The following is a 21,698-nucleotide window of genomic DNA, read 5'->3' as shown; positions in this document are numbered from 1 at the left end:
GTGGCCAGTATTGCATCGGTGATAGCAACTCCTGCCTCGGCTCAATCAATGCCATTACTGAATCAAAAGTGGGATAAAACTTTTGCAAAAAGTGAGAACGTTGAGCACCAAAAAGTAAGTTTTAAAAATAGATATGGCTTGGTATTAGTGGCTGATTTATATCAACCTAAAAATAGGCATGAAAAATTAGCAGCAATTGCGCTCAGTGGTCCTTTTGGTGCAGTAAAAGAGCAATCCTCTGGTTTATATGCGCAAACGTTAGCGGAGCGTGGTTTTATTACATTAGCATTTGACCCGTCGTTTACTGGGGAAAGTGGAGGTGAGCCACGCAATGTCGCTTCAGCGGATATCAACACTGAAGATTTTAGTGCTGCGATAGATTTTTTAGGAATGCAGCCAAATGTTGACCGAAATCGTATTGGTGTTTTAGCCATATGCGGTTTGAGTGGAATGGCATTGACTGCCGCTACCAGTGATTCACGAATCAAAGCAGTTGCAACGGCTTCAATGTACGATATGTCTCGCAGTATTAGCCGTGGATATCAAGATAGTTATACCGTTGAGCAACGCCAAAAAGTGATTGATTACCTTAGTCAACAGCGTTGGGAAGATGCTGGGAAGGGTGACTATGCGCTTGGTTATCACGAAGTTCCTTTTGATGAAAATGGCAATATTATCAAAGGACAACGAGTTTTACCGGAAACCTTACCTGAGAACGCACCTACCGTATTAGCGGCGTTTTACGATTATTACCGCACGCCTAGAGGCTTCCACCCTAGATCAATTAATTCATCGACTGCATGGACGGCCACTACGCCTATATCATTTTTTAATTTTCCGATGCACGCCAATATTGACATGATCTCACCAAGGCCTATTTTATTAATCGCTGGGGAGAATGCACACTCTCGATATTATTCTGAAGATGTTTATAAACAGGCTTCTGAGCCAAAAGAATTATTGATTATCCCAAAGGCAGATCATGTTGATTTATATGACAATATCAAAAAAATCCCTTTTGATAAACTCAGTGATTTTTTTCAACAAAATCTATGAGTCAGGATATGATTGTTTTTATAAATAAAACTCATTAATTTACTTTGATATATGAGCTTAGTAATCATACGTTTTAAAATAGAAAAATATCCGGAAAGTTAAAAACTCTCCGGATTTAAAAATAAGTTTAAGTTTAATTTTATTAAATAATAACTAAGCCGTTAAACCACCATCTAAGACAATAGTTTGTCCTGTTAGATATTGGCTATCTTCTCCGATGAGAAACTTAACCGTTTTAGCGACTTCTTGGGGTTGTCCTAATCGGCGCAATGGAATATTTTTGCACATTGCTTTTAGCTTAGCTTCCGGCATTGCGTTGGTCATATCACTGTCAATAAGCCCTGGCGCAACACAATTAACACGTAAACCAAAACGTCCTATTTCATGGGCTAATGAACGCGTTATGCCTATCATTGCTGATTTACTTGCTGCGTATGCTGTTTGGCCAATGTTGCCTTTTAATCCGGTGACGGATGACATTAATACAATCGAACCATTACGTGCCATTAGCATTGATGGCAGTAACTCACGGTTCCAATTAATAATAGAAATGATATTGTTATCCATAACATCTCGCCAAACCTCAGCATCTTGATGAATATGTAAGGCATCCCTCGTAATACCAGCATTATGAATAATCGCAGCAGGTTCACCGAATGTTTCTAATAAAGATTGAGTGAGTGCTTTGACTTGTTTTTCATCTTTACCATCACATTGGTATCCTTTTACCCACGTATCAGAATGTGTATTTTTAAAGGACGCTAATGCATTTGAAATACCCTCAGTACTACGCCCAGTAAAAACCACATTCCAATGGGATAATAATTCAGTCACGAGTGCTTGCCCAATACCTCGGCTTCCACCTGTAATGAGTACCCATTTATCTGCCATTTAAGATTCAGACTCCTTGTCGATATGTTCACATAATATTTTCACTGAAATATTAGGGTGTTGAATGAAAAAATCAGCGTCTAATGAGAGGTTAAACTCACGTTTTACAAGTACCATTAATTCAACATAATCTAAGCTATCAAACTCTAGTTGGATTAATGTTAGGTTTTCATTCATATCCTCTGTTTCTAAATCTTTAGCATCACAGATCATTTCACTAATTTTGATATAAATATTTTGATATTGACTCATCGTATTGTCCTTTGTTCTATTTACTTTTAGCGTTAACTTTTAATGTTATGGAATTACTCACTAATTTATTTTTATAACGAGCAATTGTTTTAATACAAATTAATAATCCAGTTTCTATGTCACCGATAACTAACGAAGGTTGAATACCGATATGGATAGGTTCAGGGTCAGCAGTGGGTACCCATTTTTGAAGTAGACTGCTTTCAAAGATGATTTCTTGATGTGTTTGAACGATTGGATAATCTGAAAAAATATCTTTTAAGGTTGTACCTTCCGGTAGCCAAGCTGCAATATTTTCTTGGCGTAGTAGGGCATCATCATGTATCAAATATTGAAACATAACGGCATCAATAAATTGCCAGTCATATAGTTCTTTTGAAAAAACAGCGAATGATGATTGTAATATTGCCACCTCATCTGAAGATAGGCAGTTCATTGTTTCTGAATCATTCAAATCAAAAGTATTTAGCGAAGATAGCTGACACGTTAAGCTATTTTTTTGATCCTCAGCGGATAAGACGGCGACGGAACCCGCTTTGTTTCGAGTTACTAAATGATAGGTTTTATCGTTCCATAATGGATTGCGTAGTCGTACAACACATTTTATATAAGCGTTATTTGGCGCTACGTCATGACAAATTTGCTTACTGGCAAATTGTTTCGCGTCTAATAATACGCGCATACCATGAACACTGAGCTGATCAAGGCCCTGTGCTTGTACCCAATTAAGGTCAAAATGGATTGGGTTATAGTCACCTGAAAACGCCGCCCAGTGGTGAGCATCCTTTAGGGTGTAATATAGTGATTTCATTTTGATTTTTCCAAAATTAGCGCGGCGTTAGCACCACCAAAGCCGAAGCTAAGGTTCAGTGTTCGTTCAATATTGCCTGTACGATGCTCATTTGGAATATAATCAAGGTCACATTCAGGATCTGGGTTTGATAGATTGGCGGTTGCTGGCATAACGCCATTTTGAATAGCTTGTAAGCAAATAATGGACTCAAAGCTACCGGCGGCGGCAATTAAATGCCCTGAATATGATTTAGTACTAGAAATGGGGATCTTATAAGCGGCGGAACCTAAGGCCTTTTTAAGTGATTCAGTTTCATTGAGATCGTTCAAGGCTGTCGAGGTGCCATGGGCGTTGATGTAATCTAATGCTTCAGGCTCAATATCGGCTTGCTGTAATGCCATTTGAATTGTTTTAACTCGTGCCAAACAGTCTTCCGCTGGTGAAGTAAAATCAAAAGCATCTGAAAAATTAGCATAGCCTGTGATTTCACCTAAAATAGTTGCGCCACGTGCAATTGCACTTTCACGCTCTTCTAAACACAGGACTGCTGCGCCTTCAGAAAGGACAAAACCACTTCTGTCTGCACTGAATGGGCAGCTCGCTCGTGTGGGATCGGCGGCTTCATGGGTTAACGCACCGAGTATATCGATATTCCATACAGCGCAATCTGTTCGTAATGATTCCCCTGCACCTGCTAACATCATTGCGGCACGGCCGCTTCGAATGACTTCAAATGCATCGCCAATCGCGATAGTTCCAGTGGCGCAGGCCGCTATAGTGGTGTTCTGGTATCCGCGTAAGTTCCAAAATTGACTACAGGCTGCGGTAGTCGCATTGGGCATGGCATAAAAACAGTTGAATGGCGATGTCACACCCGTTTTTTCGAACTCACTCACTGACATATAGCTTTCATCGAGTCCCGCCCATCCTGTTCCCATAATCACACCACACATCAGGGGGTCATAATGTTCAGTGGGGGAACTACCAGAAAAAGCCATTTCCATTGCTTCACGAGCAGCACCTAACGCTAATCGCGAGTGGCGTGGTAAGCGACGGCGGATAGCCGCAGGTACGCCTTTTAAACTCGGTTCGTTATCAATTAGTCCTAAAAAATGGCACTGGATATTTTTTTCTGTTTTATCGACGAGCCGATAGCCGAGTTGTTTATCCATAATGGCTTGCCAGCAGGCTTGTGCAGTATCACCAAGGGGAGTGACAGCACCATACCCCGTTACAACAACGCGATTAAAGTGAGTTTTTTGATTCATGATTGGTTGTCCTCTGGTTGAGTGCTACCGCCACCTTGTGCTAACCAAAGTTGTAGCGTTGCATAAAGATAGTCGTATTGATTTTGTGCTAATGAATTTTCTAGAGATAAAAGGTCATCTTCAGCATTCAGCAATGTTTGATAATCCAGCACACCAGCGCGATAACGGCTTTCTGTTAGTTTTAATCGTTGTCGACTGAGTGCTAATGAGTCTTGTAGGCGACTTTTTAGTTCTTCTGCGGTGAAGCGTGCTTCCATCGCATTATCAACCTCTGCCAGTGCACTATATGCAGTACTTCGAAATGACACCGCTGCTTGTTGCACCTGTAAATCGGATTGCTCGATGGTGAGCTGCACGGTATTCCACTGAATAAAGGGTAATGAAACCGCGCCTCCTACCACTCGCGTCGGGTCACTAAACCACTGAGTGAAGAGTTGGCTACCTGCATTTAAGGCACCTTGAAGGGATAATGTGGGATAGAAACTCAGTCTGGCTGCATCCGAGTCGGCTAATGCTGAACGTAAACGCGATTCGGCAGCCTGAATATCCGGGCGTTGTGCTAACACGGCCAAAGGGGTTGAGTGCTGGATTTCAATTCGTTGATTACTATCAATAAAGGCTAATTCACTGACATGTTTCTCTGCTGGTCGATTTAACAACAAGGCTAACGCATTGCGTAAACTGTCGCGCTCTTTCATTAGCTTGCGTAATTCATTTTTGCGGCTGATTACTGTTTGTTTTGATTGTAATAAATCGAGTTGCCCAACTTTACCAGCCAAATACCATGATTGAGCCTGTTGCAGGCTTTTTTCTGCAATTTTTTGGCTAGCCGTAAAATTATTAATTTGTTGATTTAACAACGCAATATTCCAATATAATTGTGTTGTAGTATTGATTACGGTTAATGTTGTTGCGTGATAATCCTGTTCTGTTGCGATAGCTTCCCACTCATTTTTCTCACGAATTCTTGCTAACTTCCCCCATAAATCGACCTCGTAATTTAACGATAAACCCGAGCTATAACTTTCTTGGGAAGGGGAGCCATGACGGATTGATTTTGTGTTACTCGCCGAACCATCCAAGGTAAAACTCGGCGTGATATTGGTATTGGTCAATCCTGCCATGTTCCGTGCTAATTTTAATTTGATCGCAGCGGCAGCCAAGTCATTGTTGTTTTCTAAAACTTGGGCGATCAGTTGGGATAACTTAGGGTCGTTAAATTTTTTCCACCACTCTGCGGATAAATTCTGGTTCTGTGGTGAATTGATGACGTCATTCCTATTTGAAGAGTGCTTGGTTTTTTCATCCCACGACAGGGGTAACTCAAGCGGTGGGCGCTGATATTCTGTTCGTGTAAAGCTCCCGCAAGCACTGAGTAATAGCAGTATTGAAAGTAAAATAGTGTGTAAAGAGAGCTGTTTGATATTCATTCGCGAGCCAATGCCTCTGTCGGATTAAGTTTGGCTGCTCTACGTGCAGGAAAATAACCGAAAATAAGTCCAATTAGCGCAGAGAAGCCACAAGCGAGTAAAACCGGTAATAAGGTAAAAACCATCGTAAATTGAGTGGTGACTTGAGCAAAAATAGCCCCCGCAACCCAGGAACCTGCGATGCCGATTAGTCCGCCAAGGGAACAAATTAGGATGGCCTCAATTAAAAATTGATTCATGATATCGGCAGGGCGAGCGCCGACCGATAGGCGAATACCAATCTCGTGCGTACGTTCAGTGACGGATACCAACATAATATTCATCACCCCAACGCCACCGACTAATAAAGAGATAGCAGCGATAGATGTAATGAGTAATGACATTGAATCAGACGTTTTTTGTAACGCATTTGCCAACTGGTCATCAGATTGAATAAAAAAGTCTTTTTTGCCATGTTCACGTAATAAAAGCTGCTCAACTTGTATTTCAGCTTGTTTAGGTGTCAAGGTTTCAGGAAAACGTAACGAAATATACTCTATTGGTTTGTCGCCTAAAACACGTTGTTGTAATGCGGTGTGGGGGGTCCAACCCATAATAAATCCACTCGACATTTTTGGCCCAGATTTGCGAGCGATACCGATAATTCGCCATGGCGAGCCTTCTATTTGCACTATTTGGTCTAAAGGATCTTCCTCTGGCGTAAATAACACTTCTCGGCTGGTTTCATCCAAAACAATAACGGGTGCATTATCTGCTACGTCTAATGGGCTAAAATTACTGCCTTGTAAAATCTGAAACCCTTGCGCCGCAAAATATTCATCAGAAACACCATTGAGCAGAATTGAAAAGTCGAGTCCTTTATTAACAACAATCGTCATACTGCTGGTAACAGGGGAAATTTGCTCAATCCATGAAAATTTTTTCAGGCTTTTGATATCGTTAAGTGATAACGCACGCTCCATATCTGGGCGTTTCGACCCCCATCCTGTTCCGGGGCGAATTTCAAGGGTTGTACTGCCGAGTTTTCCGATTTCATCCATGATGGTGCGTCTTGCCCCTTCACCTACGGCCATTGATGATACGACGGAGGAAATGCCAATAATAATGCCAAGCATTGATAAGAATGCTCGCATACGATGTCCGATTAATGAGCGCCAAGCCATGCGGATTGATTCATGAATACTTCTTCCAAGAGAGGCTCGCCCGTTATCTTTGACTGGCGGGAAATTATGTGGAATTCCCGTTTTTTGTAATGCATCATTTTGATTATCAGCCACAATCTTGCCATCACTGATTTCAATAATTCGCTGAGTTTGCTCAGCAATATTTCTATCATGCGTGACAATAATAATTGTGTGCCCATCAAGATGTAATTGGTGCAAGACATCCATCAATGCTTTACCACTAACGCTATCTAATGCCCCCGTGGGTTCATCAGCTAAAATCACACGAGCACCATTGATTAATGCGCGACAAATACTGACTCGCTGTTGTTGGCCGCCCGATAATTGATACGGCTTATGGTTTAAACGTTCGCGTAAACCTAATTTTTCAGCTAAGAACTTAGTTCGAGTGATGCGTTCAGCTTCTGGCATTGCCGTATATAAAGCGGGAATGGCAATATTTTCTTCAGCCGTAAGGTACGGCATTAAATGATAGCGTTGAAAAATAAAACCGAGATATTGACTGCGTAATTCCGCGAGTTGTTCGTTATCTACCTCATGAACTGCAATACCATTGATAAAAATTTCACCTTGAGATGGCTTATCTAAACAGCCAATAATATTCATCAAGGTTGATTTTCCTGAGCCAGATGCACCAATAATGGCGACCATTTCTCCTTGGTTTATTGATAGTGAAATATCATTTAGTACTGGAATGGTTTGTGTTCCCGCAGAGAATTCACGGAAAACATGATTGAGCTTAATGATGGGTTCGGATGATGACTGATAGTGTTTCATCGTTAACTCACAACACTATCTGGCTGAATGACAACGCGTTCGCCTTCTTCTATCCCATCAATGACCTCGACAAAATGGCGATCATTGAGACCAATTTTTACAGTACGAACTTCCGATTTTCCATTATCAATGACGATGACTTCATATTGATTGATACCGACAGAGCGCCCTAGTGCACTAACCGGTAAACGTAAGGCATTTTTGACTTCAGCAACACGAATGAAAACCTGAGCGGTCATCGAGGTTTTTAATTCACGATTGGCATTATCAACTTCAAATGTGCCATTGTAGTAAACTGCCCCACTTTGCTGTCCACCTGAGTTGTTTTTTTCTTCAAGGGCTTCGGAGGGTATGGGTTGTACATAGCCCATTGTACTTTCATACTGTTTTTCGGGATTAGCGATAACATGAAATGTTAAAGATTGTCCCGAATGAATTTTCTGAATATCAGCTTCAGAAATGCGTGTTTGAATCTGCATTTTATCGAGATTAGCCAGCACTAAGATAGTCGGAGCTGTTTGTGACGAAACGATGGTTTGCCCCTCATTGGCGACAATTCCCAGAACTTCACCACTAATTGGCGCGACAATACGTGTAAAGTTCAAATTAGCTTGTGCCGTTTGTACTGCCATTTCAGACTGAATGATCATCGCATCATTGACATTGACTTGTTGTAACTGGGCTTCATATTGCGCTTGTGCTTGCTCATATTCACTTCGAATACCAGAACCATCACGTTGCATCATGACTTGGCGTTTGTAAGCTTTGATATACTGCATCAAGGTTGCTTCTGCTGCTCGTTTTTGCGCTTGTGTGCTCAAGAGTTGTGCGGTTGCATTTTTTAATTCAGATTGCTGAATGGTCGGGTCAATTTCAGCAAGTAGTTGGCCTTTAACAATTTTATCGCCTTGTTGAACAAATAATTTTTTAATCTGCCCATTAACCTGAGCACCGACGTTAACTTGTACCGAAGGTTTCAAAATACCCGTCACCATGACAATTTTTTCGATATCGCCACGCTCAACGGATAGAATTATTGTTTCGTGTTGCGCTGATGTTGGTGTCTGCCAAAATAGGTTTCCAACGACAATCATGAATAGCAATACAGCAATACCAAGCACTTTGGGCGAGCGAAGTATTTTTATTAATGATTTCAGTTTGACGTGGCGAGTCATCATTGTGTTAATTCCTCTGTTGTGGTTAGCAAAGAGGATGCAGGCTTAGCAGTATCGGTTATTTTAAACTCATTTTTATTTGATGGATGTTGTTGGTTGAGATTGCCATCAATGAGTCGATAAATATGATTAAAACGAACCGTGATTTTATCGCTGTGTGTCACAACGATGAGCGTTTTCCCTGCCTTACGACAATGAGACTGGATAGTTTCCATCACGGTTTTTGCGGTTTCTTCATCTAAATTAGCCGTGGGTTCATCGAGCAGAAGAATAGGGCGAGCGCTATATAGTGAACGAGCCAATAAGAGGCGTTGACGCTGCCCAAGTGAAAGCGCGGAATGACTTTCTCTTATCAGTGCGTTTAAACCACCCGGTAAGCTATTGATGACTGTTCCCAATGCGAGATTTTCGAGCAATTGCTCAATAATTTTGCGATCTTTTTCGCGGAAGTTGGGGTCAAATAATGTAATGTTTTCCAACACTGTCGCATTGAATAAAATATCTTCTTGGCTTTGTAAGCAAACCAGTTGCGTTAATTGCTGGGTACTGACAAGGTCACCATTCGAATGACATTCGCCTTGTTGTGCGGCGAATAATCCAGCTATCACTCTTAATAATGTACTTTTACCTGCTCCGGACTCCCCGACGATGGCTATCTGTGTACCCGAAGGTAAATCTAAAGAAATATCATTTAAAATGGGTTTGATTGGATCATAGTTAAAGTGAATATGCTCAAAGGCGAGATGGGGCGCTTTACCTGTAGGGTGCTTTTCTTTAAATGGCGTAATATTTTCTTCATTCTTTTTAGGAAACAAAGAATGAACTCGGGTATCAATAATATGCAGTTGTGATTTATGAATAATGGCATAGAAGATACGCGTGATATATGAGGTGAAAATTTGACGTAAGAAACTATAAGCAAAAAAATCACCTAGCGAAATTAAGTCGTTAGCAACCATTGGTAAAATCACTAACATAAAAATGACCATTTCTAAGCTACCCGTTAATTGATAGATGCCATCTTTAATTTGTTGGTAAACATTCCTTCGTTGCATGCACGTAAATAATTCACGGCTTAGCCATGCAAATTGCGCTTTACGTTGATTCTCTAACCCTGCTGTTTTAATGGTGAGAATGCCTTGCAGCGTTTCCATGAAGAAATCATTGAGTTCGGCGGCCTTGAGCTGTAGTTGCTGCGTATACCAACGGTCACGAATGATTGCCCAAACGCTGATAAGCCCCATGATGGTGACACCGGCCGCTGAAATCGCCGCTAAAACCGGCGCTATCCAAAACATGACACCGAGAGCGATGGCACAGATTATCCAATCTGTACGTAATCCATTATCAAGTTCAACTTTTGCAGTTAACGCGCCTTGCCACGCCACAAAGCGGCTAAAAATATCGCCAGGGGCACGTTTTTCGAAGAAGCGTAATGGGTTACTGAGTAAACGTGAGAATCCCACACCGCTATTGATTAAGACAAAATGTTTTACAAATCGCTCACTTACCATTCGTACGGCAAGGGCAAGCAATGTTGCACCAACAAAGGCGAGGATAAACCAACCATAGGGAAAAATCGCATTTTTTGCATCAGAGAAGGCTTGATTTATTGCATTGCTCACCATAGCCGGCATTAAAAAAAGTGTTAATGAAACTAAGAAAGTGAATGTCATTAACCAATAAATATTTCGAACAACCGCAGTTTCTTTGAGGCTCATCGCATGAGGAACCTTCCGACTGTTCGATGTATTTTTTGTTGTTGATTCTGCTGCTGCTGCCGCTGCTGTGAGGGATTCAATTTTATTTAGTGCAGTTTCAGGCTCTAAAATGAGTGCATACCCACTAATTTCAGCCTTTAAGGCAGCAAAAGGCAGCCATTGTTGTCCAATGGCGGGATTCATTACACAGACATTTTGCCCTTTACGATATGCAAGTACGACAAAGTGATTTGCGCCGTAATGTAAAATAGCAGGGAGTGGTAGGCTATTTAATTCATTATGCTCAAAAAGTACCGGTGTTGTTGCAATACCGTAATTGGTTAAGATAGTTGAAAGGTCGATCAAAGAAGTCCCGTGATCGGAAGCAGGATAAACTTCACGTAAGGTATCGAGAGAAATAGATAACCCTTGAGTTTGTGCCAGCATTGCAATACAAGCTAGCCCACACTCATTAGTTTCTTCCTGATAGATAAGACTTGGAATAATGTTTTTCATTATTATTAATGATTAATAAAATAAAGTGAATGGCTATGCCATAGAAGCCAGTCATGGGGATAATCGCGAATTGCATTTTCGATAATCACTGGCATTTGAGCTGCGACATCTTTAGCCGCAACAGGAGAATATATTTTGATTTGCAGCCCATTTTGATAATACAAATGGTAGAAAATAACCTGCGCTGAAATCGCGTTAGATAATCGTATGACTCCATTGTGGAGTTTGGCTGGGCGATTAAATAATTGGCATGATAATTTACTCGACATCCCTTCTTCGGTTTGAATTGTGTAATCAGGGGTTATATCAGGAAAAACAATCATGTTTTTCTGACCTGTCGCCGTTTCTGTCATTAACGTCATTAGGCTGCTGGCCAAAGATTTATTATCTTGATGAATTGAACAGTAAGATAAATTGACAGCACCTAGTTCCCGAGCAGACATATTATATTTTTGTTGTTCAGCACTGGAGGAAACAACAACGGTGGCACTGCCTGGTGTAACACCCGCGCCGACCATAGTGGCAAGAACATCTGAAACCATATGTAGGGGGGCAAGAACAATGGGCTTTTTTTGCTGATGAAGGGGTTCGACAACGTTATTGAGAGCGAGCGTACAAGCTTGAACTTGAGCAATAATATGGCGATTTTGTCCCCAAGTTGCTGCTTCTTCTAAAATAAAGCGACGAACTGCAATCCAGCTTGCATCAATATAGCCGTTAGTTTTCATTAAACTGCGGAAATTCTCGGTGGCAACTTTATTATGATTCTGATATTTCCGTCCCAAGATCCCCATACGAGCAAGACCTCGAGATATAACGAATATTGATGCGATATTGCCGTGATGCAGTAAAAAGCGTAAAGAGCTCAACGCACTATGGCTGAGCTTTTCATATCCTTTTTTAAACGGCATCAAGCAATTTTTCGCGCTGAAAACCGTCCAAACAATTAAGAACTGAATCACTGTGGCTCCTTTTTACTTTTATCTAATAATTCAATCATGTAATCGGCAAACTCAGGAAAATCGCGATCTTGATAAACCACATAACGTTTATTAATGATAAAAGCGGGGGTGCCAGTAATTTGATAATATTTAGTGATATCAGCCATATATTTGAGTCGTTCTTGGACTGCCTGACTTTGACTGATTTTTAGATATTCAGTGACATTAATATCATTTTGCTTTAGCCAATTTTCGAGTATGTCTTTTTTAGCTAATTCAATTTTTTTATTAATTACAGAATCATATAGACTTGAACGTAATTTAAACTCTATACCCATTTCTTCTAATGTTGCAAAAATAGGCGCATAAGCGGCTAGCCCTTCACCGTTAGTGATTGTCAAATGGATGACTTTAAATGTGGCATTTTCAGGTAGTGTCTTTACAAATTTACTAATGTTTTCATCATTAATTGCACAGTAATGACAACCATAGGATAAAACTTCGATAATACTGTTATCTTCTTTTATTGGGCTTAATAAAACTTGTTCAGTACTAAATTCAAAAAAAGAAGAATTTTGATTGTCATCATTTGAAAATGTTTTGAAGACAAAAATATGATAGAACAAAACCGTTATGAGGGAAGACGCAATAATAACAAATAGTGTATAAAGAGTAAGGGTTTTTGGTTTGAAATGCATATTCATAACAGTTAATTCCATTCTTTTATGAAAATACATGGAGATAAATCCCCATGTATATATTAATTAAATAAAACTAATTAAATCTTATGGTGCGATTGGACCTGCACATTTAGCATCATCAGCAGTTTGAGCTTGGTAAGTTTTATTACCATGCTTGTCAGTACATGTTGTAATTAGCTTACAAGATGAAACACCACCAACAATGATTTTTTCATAAGAGTCTGAACATACTTTACTTGTTCCACCAACGATATTTGCAGCTTCAGTAGCATTTAACTTTTTCATTTTGTTTCCTTTTTAAATGTATATTAATTAAATAAAACAACACTCTATTGATAAACGATTTACCAATAAATTCTTACAATTCTATTTCTGACATGAAGGTTTCTATAAAAACAATCAATTCTGTCTAATTAATTAAATTAATTTGTTCAATTCGTTCATCTTTAATAAATAGCCATTTTGCTTTTTTATAAATTTTTTTAGCTTTTTCTTTTTGATCTAACTCATTTAAAACAAGTATCCATGAATAATAAACATTAGCATCAGGGTATTTAAGAGAGTAATCCTCTGCCCAAATGTCAAATAGTTTTAAATATTCATTATCATGTGTTTCATTATAACGTAACAGATATCCCATATTTAAATCATAACAATATCGATCAGCTATTAATAAATAGCTCCATTTGTTGTTAGCAGGATTTGACGTTGACAATATTGATTGACTTCCTGTTTTTTCAATATAAGTTAAATATTGTTGTGCCTGCAACGTTAAATATAATAATGTTATTGAAAATACGCCACCTAATGCCAATATACTCCTTGAAAAAATAGCAATTGGTTTATAAATTATTTGTTTTTTTAATGAAACATCGGTGCACCGTAATAATAATATCAAAACTATTCCATGTGGCGTTGATAGCCATAATGGAAACTCGGTCATAATATGAATAAAAATAGGTAAAGCTATTACTAGATAAATATAATTTTGTCTTCGTAATGAAGATCGTAATAAATAAAAAACACCTAAAGTTATGAAGCATATACCGAGAAGCCCAATTAATCCACCTTCAACCATCCAACGCAATATTTCATTATGGGGGTGAGACATTGTGCTTTGACTAGTACTAATTAAATTACCACCAAATCGCTCTAAGAAAACTGATTCAAAACTACCAACTCCAGTTCCCCATAAGAAATTTTCACTAAATAGAGATAAACTATGTTGCCATAAAACCCAACGAATATGTGATGTATGTAACTTCATTTCAGAAACATCAGAAACGTTAAGCCCAATTTTAATTATATATCCTAAAATAAGTCCAATAATAATTGAAAATAAAGCGAGTAATATTTTTTTACGATAATACCGTGCAAAAATAAAAAAAACAATTAAAACTAAAAATAAACTTAAATATCCTGTTAATGATTGTGACAAAGGTAATACTGAACTCATTAAAATGAGACTTATCATAATAATGCTAAGAGAATACCAAGTATTTTTTTTAATTTTAATTATTAAACCAACTGCACTTGCTATTCCAACACAAATAAAACTAGAGAAAACATTTACTTGTTGAAATATACCATATGGGCGTTCACCCGATAATGGCGGGTAAGAAAGTCCAGCTATAGGTAATAGATTAAAAGTCTGAACTATGGCTAGTGTACTTTCGATAACGCTAGCTAGTAATATTCCCCATAATATAATATCGCAGTCAACTTCTGAGAAATTGATTTGCATTAATAATTGATAGAAAACCAATATCCCTAATATCCAGTATGCTGTTAAATAGGCACTTTGTCGATAAGCATCTGGTGAAAAAAAACAAATAAAAATAAAAATAATTAGGCCGATAGAAATTAAATTGCTCGCTGTTGAGTAAAATAGGGTAGTTCTTTTTAGTTGGATGATACTAACTAAAAAAATAAATAAAGCAATACTAAAGTTACTAATTATATTTAATGGCAATGATAAACCTGAACCACCTAAATTAGGTAGATATATATGTAATATCACACCAAAAAAAATAAGCGTGAGAAAGAGTGTCACCCAAGAGTAACCTAGTCTTTTATTATTAAAATTTGTTTCTATTAAATTCATATTATTATTTTTAATTATTATTGATAATTTAAGGTGTAATATGCCGTGCTATAGAAATGTCCATAGGTAATTGTTTCATTTGCTAACGCTTCTGGTTCAGCTTGAATATAAGCCTTAAATTTAATTTCAGTATTATTGTCTGTAAGATTTTGTGCTAATGAAGGTGCATTCAATTTAATTGATGTATCATTTTGATTTAGCAAACCAATACCAATCCCACTTGCTGTGCTTTTATTATTAATGGCTAAATGGTCAGGAAGATCTTGATTTTCTATTCCATTAAATGTCACTGTGACTGCTTTAAATACAGAAGTATTACAACTTATTAAGTGTATAGAAAAAGGCAATGGTTTTGATTTGCCATTTAAATAAAGCTCCTTGACAGATACTTGCTCAAAATCAACAGGTATTTCTTCACTTCCTGGTGCTATTTGACAGGGTGTGACAACAACTGTTCCTGAAAAAGAGTAATTACCTGTATTAATATGTGAAGTACTTGCAATGGCATGGCCAGAGCCTAATATAAAGCCGCAAATTGCGCCAAAATATTTTGCACGAATTATTTGTTTATAATTTAACATGCTATTAGCTCCTTATTGAAATTCAGCAAGAATAGTACCCGTTGCTGTAAATTCACCATCATCTACCGTACTTCCGGGGGCTGCAATCGGTGCTGCGGTTAAATTCCAAGTACCTTGATTGTTTACAAAGTTAGGTACTTGATAGGCTTGGTTGGGCTTAACCACATTTCCCATAGAATTATCTTTAATGACAATGCCTAAGTTTGTACGTTTAATACCATTTTTTAAGGTACCGAAATAATCTGAATTAAATTCAGCGTGACCCGAAGCTCCTGGTAATAGTGATAATTTGATATTTAAGTCACCAGTTGTAAAACTACCTCCTGAGCATTTCACTGGTATCGCGAAAGGTTGTAGGTAATTTGTTCCATTTAATTGTTCACTGGTATTCGCAACATCACCAAACTTTATATCAATAGGATTTCCGTTATTAATTATGCAACTATCTGCAACGGTAATAATACCTGCCCCTAATACCACACGGGTTGACGGTATGGCCGCGTAAGAAGTTCCGGCATTATCTTTTCCTTTTTTGGCAAAAACTTGTACTAGCTCCGCTTGATTAATGGTAATTCCATTAATAATTGGTTTTTTTAGTCGGAATGTTACTCTTCCATTAGAACCTGTTTGTAATGTTGTCGCATAGTCACGGCTATTCGTACTCGTTGGTCGGCATTCCATTGGATCGGACCCTCCGTTCCAAAGATTTGTCATAGGAACTGTAATATGTTGGTTTACCAGTCCACCAATCTGGATTTCAACTTTTACATCAAAATATTCGTTGAGACTTAAATAACCCGGATTTTGCATTGATTTTGGAATTGTTGATGTCAAATCAAACGTCATTCCAGAGTCAGGATCTGTATTACCAGGCCCCCCAGGTTTCATATAAGTATCGCAATAAATATTAAAATAAGGCGTGTTACCTATATTGAATGTAAATACGGTTTCTGCGTCTTTTTCATTAACCAAAAGCTGATTATTCATTTGCGCTTCAAAAGTATAAGTTCCGCCGTCAGGAATAACAGCGCCATGGGGATATCCTAGTGCTCGCATAGGTAATAATGCGGTTGTTAGAAAACCAGTTATAATGACGACACTTTTAAAATTTTTATTTTTGAGCATAGACATTTTTATAAATACTCCAGTTTTAACCTAACTAACCCGTTAAAGTTACCTGCTGTTACTGTTTGCCCTGTCGCTTCTAATACTGCATTTAGTGTGATGTTATTATCCCCAGGTTTAATAACCCATGAGGCTTTAGGTTGATTTAACATTAAATTTTCATGATCCTGACTGAAAATACGCAATCCAGCCCCTTTCACATCACCTTTAATACGCACTAAATCAGAATTAAAGAAATCAGGTTCTCCGGTGATACTCAATGAAACGGCACTTTCTCCCGTGAGATAGTAACGTTTACCGTCTTGAGTGGCTTCGCCCGCAGAATTAACAAACGATCTCGATGCTCCTCGTTGACAGTCTTTAAGCCGTATATTAAAAGTGACTGGCGCGCTTCTATCACCAATACGATGAAATGTTCTTGCGTTTATTTCACCTAAATCAACATATTGCTCCTGTGTGCTTAACTCGAGAACACAAGGTGATGCATATATGCTTCCTTGGAAATGTACTTCACTGTGTACGTCAAGTAAGGTTTGACGAGACGTTTTATCATCTGCAAGTTCAGCAATTGCACTGGCACTACTTACTCCGAGTAACAAGATCCCTAAGTGTTTAATTTTCATGTTAATACTCCTAGCGTGGTTGTTGCTCGGTTGGTAATGCCTTGCATGTATTTCCACTACAACTGTATTTCAGTTCAGGATGTCCGCCATAATCGTTCACATACATCATGGTAAAGTTTTCTGCCGCACCATTTACTTTGATATCTAAGTGAGATTTAGGCGCAATCATGACACCTGGGAAATCGGTAAGTTTCTTTCCACCCTCGGTCGTTAATTTGTTATTTAAACTAATTATGGTGACGTAATAAGGTGTTGGGTTTTCTGCTCGCCAATTATTTCCCTGTTTGTTGAACGTAACTTGATTTTGCCAAACTGCACTTTTTGATTTTGGAATAACGGCGGTTGGTCGATAAAATAGTTTGATACGTGACTGCATGGCCAGCTGTAAAACATTGGCTTTATCGGGTTTTGGTGGAACTTCACGAACATTTAAATAAAATAAACTTTCACGATCTTGTGGTAATTTATTGATCTCATTTGTTTTTGAAACGCGAGCGACGCCTTTTTGTCCCCCGTTAATTCGTTGTAATGGTGGCAGTACAACTAAGGGCGATGTAATTTTTTTACCTTCAGCATCTTCAACCCATGACTGTGCTAAAAATGGAATACTTAAACTTGTATTTGATAAATTCGCACTTGTAGAAGTCTCTGCTTCCGTAATAATAATTCGTGTTCTATCAAGTGAAATACCAGCATATGACTGATTAACACCTGCCATGATGACTAGCAAACCACCGACCCATTGATTTATCTGAATTGCCATTTTTTATATCCTATATAAGACTTGTTCTGATCGTCGTTTTATTATTGGCAAGGCAGCAGAACTGACATACCAGAATCAATTTGTGCAGGTAGCTGAACTTTGCATTGTGCTTTTCCACCCCAAGAGACGGTTAACGTTTCTTTAGGATTTACTGCCATCAAATAAGACAGCCCATTTTCCATTACCATGGCAATATTGATGCCATCAGCATTGGTTACATCTGCGCCAAAAGGAGGAACGGTGTCGTTATAACGGATTGTTGCCACTAATTTTTCACCTTTTGCTACATCAAACCGCTGATAACCAATTGCGCCTTCCGTTAATGTTGATGTCGCAATCGCTTTGTTGGTATCAACATCACTGTTTAGTTTGTCCACATCAATACGAGTATCAAAACTGTAATAGCTCACGATATCGGGAACGACTGATATACCTTTCCAGTTAGTTCTGGCTTTTTCATGGTTAAATGGCACGCCGCCAACACCATTGGTATCGACCATAATTCTTGCCGTATTGCTTGTTGCACTACTGTTATGCAGCGCGGCACCATAGCCCGTAGCGGTAAAACCACCGCGGAATGTTCCGTTAAGTGATGCAGATTGTCTTTCTTGATAGCTGACGTTGGTATTGACTTCAGCAAGTTGCGTTCTTTTTTGATAATAGCCATCGAATTGGGCACGGTCGTCACCACTTCTACCGGCTCTAATTCGCCATAAGTTATTGAAATCTCTATTGTCACTATATGACAACATATGGCTTGTTTTACTACCACTGTTCTGTAAATCATAGCCCGCCCAACGGCTATCACCGACAGGGACTGAAACCGATAGGGATAGGCTATCATCGCGTTTTCCACGATATTCAGAGCGATAGGCTGAAATATTTGTTGAGATACCATCAATTTCCATAAAACGGAATGTACGACCAACAGATAAGCCATATCTATCTTGGGTTGTTTGATCCCAAAAGGTTTGACGGGTATAAGTTAAGAATACGGTTGTTCGCCAGTCTGCTTGGTCAGCCCAAAATGTTTTATTTGCGGTAATGGTATACATCTCTTTTTGACGACCAGTACCTAAATATTTATTTTCACGCTCATCTAAATATTGAGATATTGTCCGAAATTTATCCTGTGAGAAGCGATAACCGGCAAATGTAATAGTACTGTTAATTTCATCAAATGATTTTGAATAGCTGAGTCGAAAAGATGAGCCCGTTTCAGTGTTGTTGCCCGGAATCCGACTAATAGATTGTGTGATATCAGCAGACAGTGCACCCAAAATAGAGAGATCTCGCCCTAAGCCTGCGGATAGTGCGGTATAGTCTTTGCCTGCAAACAATATTCCACCAATAACTGACCAGTTATTACTTAATCCCCAAGAGAAATCACCTGTTGCAAACATGCTACCTTCAGGCTTGTGGTTAAAGCGTGATGGTTTACCCGCCGAGATGTTATAGCGGATATAGCCAGGCCGAGTTAGATACGGAATATTTGCGGTATTAACTTGAAAGGTCGAAATATCGCCATCATCACCTTCAACTTTTACATCTAGCGTTCCGCGAATTGAGCTTTGTAAATCTTGAATACTAAACGGGCCGGCAGGAACGGTTGTTTCATAAACCACTCGTCCTGCTTGGCTAACAATAATTTTTGAGTTACTTTTGGCAATTCCATTAATTTGTGGTGCGTAACCGCGTAAATTAGGCGGTAACATACGTTCATCACTGGATAAGTTAAATCCGGTATAACGAATAGTGTCAAAGACTTGAGAGTTAAGATAGATTTCCCCTAACGTCAGTCTTGCTGCCATATGGACTAAAGGGCGATATGCATAGAATTGATTCCAATCGAATTTTCTGTCGCCACGTTCATTATAATTAGCCTGATAGTCTGCCCTGAAACGCCATGCGCCAAGGTTGAATCCAGTTTGGCCATAAGCAGATAATGAATGTTTATTGGTGTGCGTCGTTAAAGAACGTGCAACTGTCCCAGATAAATTATAGTCAAATAAGATACCGGATACGCCAGTATCCCAACGTTCAGGTGGTACCCAGTTTGGGTCCGAATATTTCATCCACGCCTGTGGCATAGTGATATCCAGCTTTCCTTCTGAGTTATTAATTTTCGCACCAGGAATAACTAAAATATTCGAACATTCTGGCGATATGATTTGAATTTTCTTTAATGCATCTTCTTGAAGTGCGAACATTTCAACTTGTTCATGTGTAAAACAAGCTAATGTTTTTTCACTATTTTGTGGATCAGTAATATAAGTTATTTTTTGTTGAGATAATGATTGACCGTTAATATAAAGGTCTAATAAATAGACTCCAGGAAACACAAAATTATCTTTAGAAAAACGCGTTAAATCAATATTACTTCGATCGCCAACATCTAATACATCTGTATTAAATTCGACGATATCATCAGCGAGGAGATTTGAGGAATAACAGAGTAATGCAATATATATTGCAAATAACCTTTTCATCTTAATTATGTTTTTATTAAAAATAATCATTATATTTACTCTGTATTCACTGGCAATGTTGGAATTAATTTCTCATGAGCTTATGAGATAAAATAAATTTTTAATTTTTCTTCTAAAAATAATCCATTCTAAATCGTAGAGTTGCTGCAAACTCACCTGCCTTTATATTTTTTTGATAAGCAATAAGAATCGCAGTGAAGTTCAAGCTATCACGTCCTTCAAGTAAGGTGTAATCCGGCATTTTTGTATTAAGGCTTAGGATTTCTCCATGATAATCTCGTAATTGAATTCCAAATCCTTCAGACTTTCCATTAACTCGAAGTAATTTATCACTATCAACTGATGTTCCCATTATTGTTATTTGAGCTCGAGATGCGCTACCTTTATCTGCTGAGGGAAGTGTGCAGCCAATTAGTTTTATTTGAAATTGTTTACTTACAAGTAAATTAGCCTCTGGTGTAATTTCTCTTGCACTAATTTCACCAAAATCAATCCAAAGATCTCGGCTATTAGGATCAATTGTGCATGAGGCTTCTATTAGTTCGCCATGCATAATAATATCACCTGGCGTGCTATTAATTGTTACTCCCCAACTTAATAAAGGTAACAATAAATGAGAACCTAATGCTATTTTTATAACTCGCATTATCATGGGGATACCATATGGCTATATATCAAGTTTTATTATTGCGGAGTATTTAATACTCCGCACATTTTCATAAAAACGAGCTACAGCTTATTGATAGTTGATTTGGAAATTAATCGTTGAATCAAAGTTACCTGGCGTTACTGCATTAGATGCATTATCAGCTTTTAGATAAGCAACGAATGGAATTGATGTTTTACCATCAGTTAAGTTAACTGCTGTAGAGGCAGTTCCCCAAACAACATCTTGATTGCCATTGTCTCTTAAACCAATACCTGCGCCACTTGCTGTACCTGAAGTAAATGCGGCTAAGCTAGCATCGTTAGGGTTCACTGTTGATGGTGTATATGTCACTGTTGCTGTTTGTGCTACAGTGGTATCACAGCCTTGCAGGACGATATCTTTTTTAACGTTACCCGCACGCTCACCATTTTTTAGGTTTGCTACTGGGATTTGATAAAAATTAACTTTTACTGGGCTTGATTCTTCACTTAGACCACATGCAGAGTTGACTAACTCACCAGTAATTTCAATCGTACCGTTAGTTGGTGTACCTGTGTAAGCCGCCATTGTTGCAAAAGAAGCAAAGCCAGTTACGAATGCAGCAGCCACGACTATTTTATTCAATTTCATGATTTATTAATCCTATATGATGTTTATTTTGTGATGATTGTTATTAATAA

The 21,698-nt window shown here is 38.5% G+C and carries 20 protein-coding genes; 1 reads left to right on the top strand and 19 read right to left on the bottom strand.

The annotated features are described in order from the left end of the window. Positions 1-48: 48 nt before the first annotated feature. Complete coding sequence (locus AAZR93_RS15970; RefSeq protein ID WP_434720430.1) at positions 49-1,056, top strand: alpha/beta hydrolase; 1,008 nt, start codon at positions 49-51, stop codon at positions 1,054-1,056. A gap of 153 nt (positions 1,057-1,209) precedes the next feature. Here AAZR93_RS15970 and fabG read toward each other — a convergent pair whose 3' ends face one another. From fabG to AAZR93_RS15875, 19 genes are all read right to left on the bottom strand, one after another. After that, positions 1,210-1,947, bottom strand: a complete 738-nt coding sequence (gene fabG / locus AAZR93_RS15965) for a 3-oxoacyl-ACP reductase FabG (protein WP_434720382.1) — start codon at positions 1,945-1,947, stop codon at positions 1,210-1,212. Further along, positions 1,948-2,199: an acyl carrier protein gene (locus AAZR93_RS15960; protein ID WP_294107008.1), complete on the bottom strand. Its 252-nt coding sequence runs from the start codon at positions 2,197-2,199 to the stop codon at positions 1,948-1,950. 16 nt (positions 2,200-2,215) lie between these two features. Continuing rightward, positions 2,216-3,010, bottom strand: a complete 795-nt coding sequence (locus tag AAZR93_RS15955) for a protein dehydratase (protein WP_434720381.1) — start codon at positions 3,008-3,010, stop codon at positions 2,216-2,218. Beyond that, the gene (locus AAZR93_RS15950) at positions 3,007-4,260 is read right to left on the bottom strand and encodes a beta-ketoacyl-[acyl-carrier-protein] synthase family protein (protein WP_434720380.1); all 1,254 of its coding nucleotides are present in this window, start codon (positions 4,258-4,260) and stop codon (positions 3,007-3,009) included. The genes AAZR93_RS15955 and AAZR93_RS15950 overlap by 4 nt, the downstream gene beginning before the upstream one ends. Next, positions 4,257-5,690: a TolC family protein gene (locus AAZR93_RS15945; protein ID WP_434720379.1), complete on the bottom strand. Its 1,434-nt coding sequence runs from the start codon at positions 5,688-5,690 to the stop codon at positions 4,257-4,259. Before AAZR93_RS15945 ends, AAZR93_RS15950 begins: the two co-directional genes overlap by 4 nt. Beyond that, a complete protein-coding gene (locus tag AAZR93_RS15940; RefSeq protein WP_434720378.1) occupies positions 5,687-7,651 on the bottom strand; it encodes an ABC transporter permease in 1,965 nt (654 codons plus the stop codon). The genes AAZR93_RS15945 and AAZR93_RS15940 overlap by 4 nt, the downstream gene beginning before the upstream one ends. A gap of 2 nt (positions 7,652-7,653) precedes the next feature. Continuing rightward, entirely contained in the window at positions 7,654-8,829 is a 1,176-nt protein-coding gene (locus tag AAZR93_RS15935; RefSeq protein WP_434720377.1) for an efflux RND transporter periplasmic adaptor subunit, read from the bottom strand. After that, positions 8,826-11,042 carry a peptidase domain-containing ABC transporter gene (locus AAZR93_RS15930; protein WP_434720376.1) on the bottom strand — a complete coding sequence of 739 codons (2,217 nt, stop codon included), beginning with the start codon at positions 11,040-11,042 and terminating at the stop codon, positions 8,826-8,828. Before AAZR93_RS15930 ends, AAZR93_RS15935 begins: the two co-directional genes overlap by 4 nt. Before the next feature lie 5 nt (positions 11,043-11,047). Further along, on the bottom strand, positions 11,048-12,004 hold the full coding sequence (locus AAZR93_RS15925; RefSeq protein WP_434720375.1) for an ABC transporter: 957 nt from the start codon (positions 12,002-12,004) through the stop codon (positions 11,048-11,050). Further along, positions 12,001-12,681 (bottom strand): DsbA family protein, encoded by a 681-nt coding sequence (locus AAZR93_RS15920; RefSeq protein WP_434720429.1) that lies wholly within the window; start codon positions 12,679-12,681, stop codon positions 12,001-12,003. The genes AAZR93_RS15925 and AAZR93_RS15920 overlap by 4 nt, the downstream gene beginning before the upstream one ends. Positions 12,682-12,768: 87 nt before the next feature. Continuing rightward, positions 12,769-12,969: a DUF4762 family protein gene (locus AAZR93_RS15915; RefSeq protein WP_294107014.1), complete on the bottom strand. Its 201-nt coding sequence runs from the start codon at positions 12,967-12,969 to the stop codon at positions 12,769-12,771. Positions 12,970-13,093: 124 nt separating this feature from the next. Continuing rightward, on the bottom strand, positions 13,094-14,788 hold the full coding sequence (locus tag AAZR93_RS15910; protein WP_434720374.1) for an O-antigen ligase family protein: 1,695 nt from the start codon (positions 14,786-14,788) through the stop codon (positions 13,094-13,096). Between the two features lie 17 nt (positions 14,789-14,805). Continuing rightward, positions 14,806-15,369 carry a fimbrial protein gene (locus AAZR93_RS15905; RefSeq protein WP_294107016.1) on the bottom strand — a complete coding sequence of 188 codons (564 nt, stop codon included), beginning with the start codon at positions 15,367-15,369 and terminating at the stop codon, positions 14,806-14,808. 12 nt (positions 15,370-15,381) lie between these two features. Then, a complete protein-coding gene (locus AAZR93_RS15900) occupies positions 15,382-16,500 on the bottom strand; it encodes a fimbrial protein (protein WP_294107017.1) in 1,119 nt (372 codons plus the stop codon). Positions 16,501-16,502: 2 nt separating this feature from the next. Then, positions 16,503-17,117, bottom strand: a complete 615-nt coding sequence (locus AAZR93_RS15895; protein ID WP_294107018.1) for a fimbrial protein — start codon at positions 17,115-17,117, stop codon at positions 16,503-16,505. Positions 17,118-17,127: 10 nt separating this feature from the next. Further along, a complete protein-coding gene (locus AAZR93_RS15890; RefSeq protein ID WP_434720373.1) occupies positions 17,128-17,880 on the bottom strand; it encodes a fimbrial biogenesis chaperone in 753 nt (250 codons plus the stop codon). A 41-nt stretch (positions 17,881-17,921) separates the two neighbouring features. Then, a complete protein-coding gene (locus AAZR93_RS15885) occupies positions 17,922-20,369 on the bottom strand; it encodes a fimbria/pilus outer membrane usher protein (protein WP_294107020.1) in 2,448 nt (815 codons plus the stop codon). Positions 20,370-20,481: 112 nt separating this feature from the next. Beyond that, positions 20,482-21,021 (bottom strand): fimbrial protein, encoded by a 540-nt coding sequence (locus tag AAZR93_RS15880; protein WP_294107021.1) that lies wholly within the window; start codon positions 21,019-21,021, stop codon positions 20,482-20,484. 84 nt (positions 21,022-21,105) lie between these two features. Beyond that, positions 21,106-21,648, bottom strand: a complete 543-nt coding sequence (locus tag AAZR93_RS15875) for a fimbrial protein (protein ID WP_294107022.1) — start codon at positions 21,646-21,648, stop codon at positions 21,106-21,108. Between the last annotated feature and the right edge of the window lie 50 nt (positions 21,649-21,698).

Source organism: Providencia sp. Je.9.19, assembly GCF_051129765.1.
GTDB lineage: Bacteria > Pseudomonadota > Gammaproteobacteria > Enterobacterales > Enterobacteriaceae > Providencia.
The sequence above is the reverse complement of the archived record's forward strand: the minus strand, read 5'-3'. Positions and strand labels throughout refer to the sequence as shown.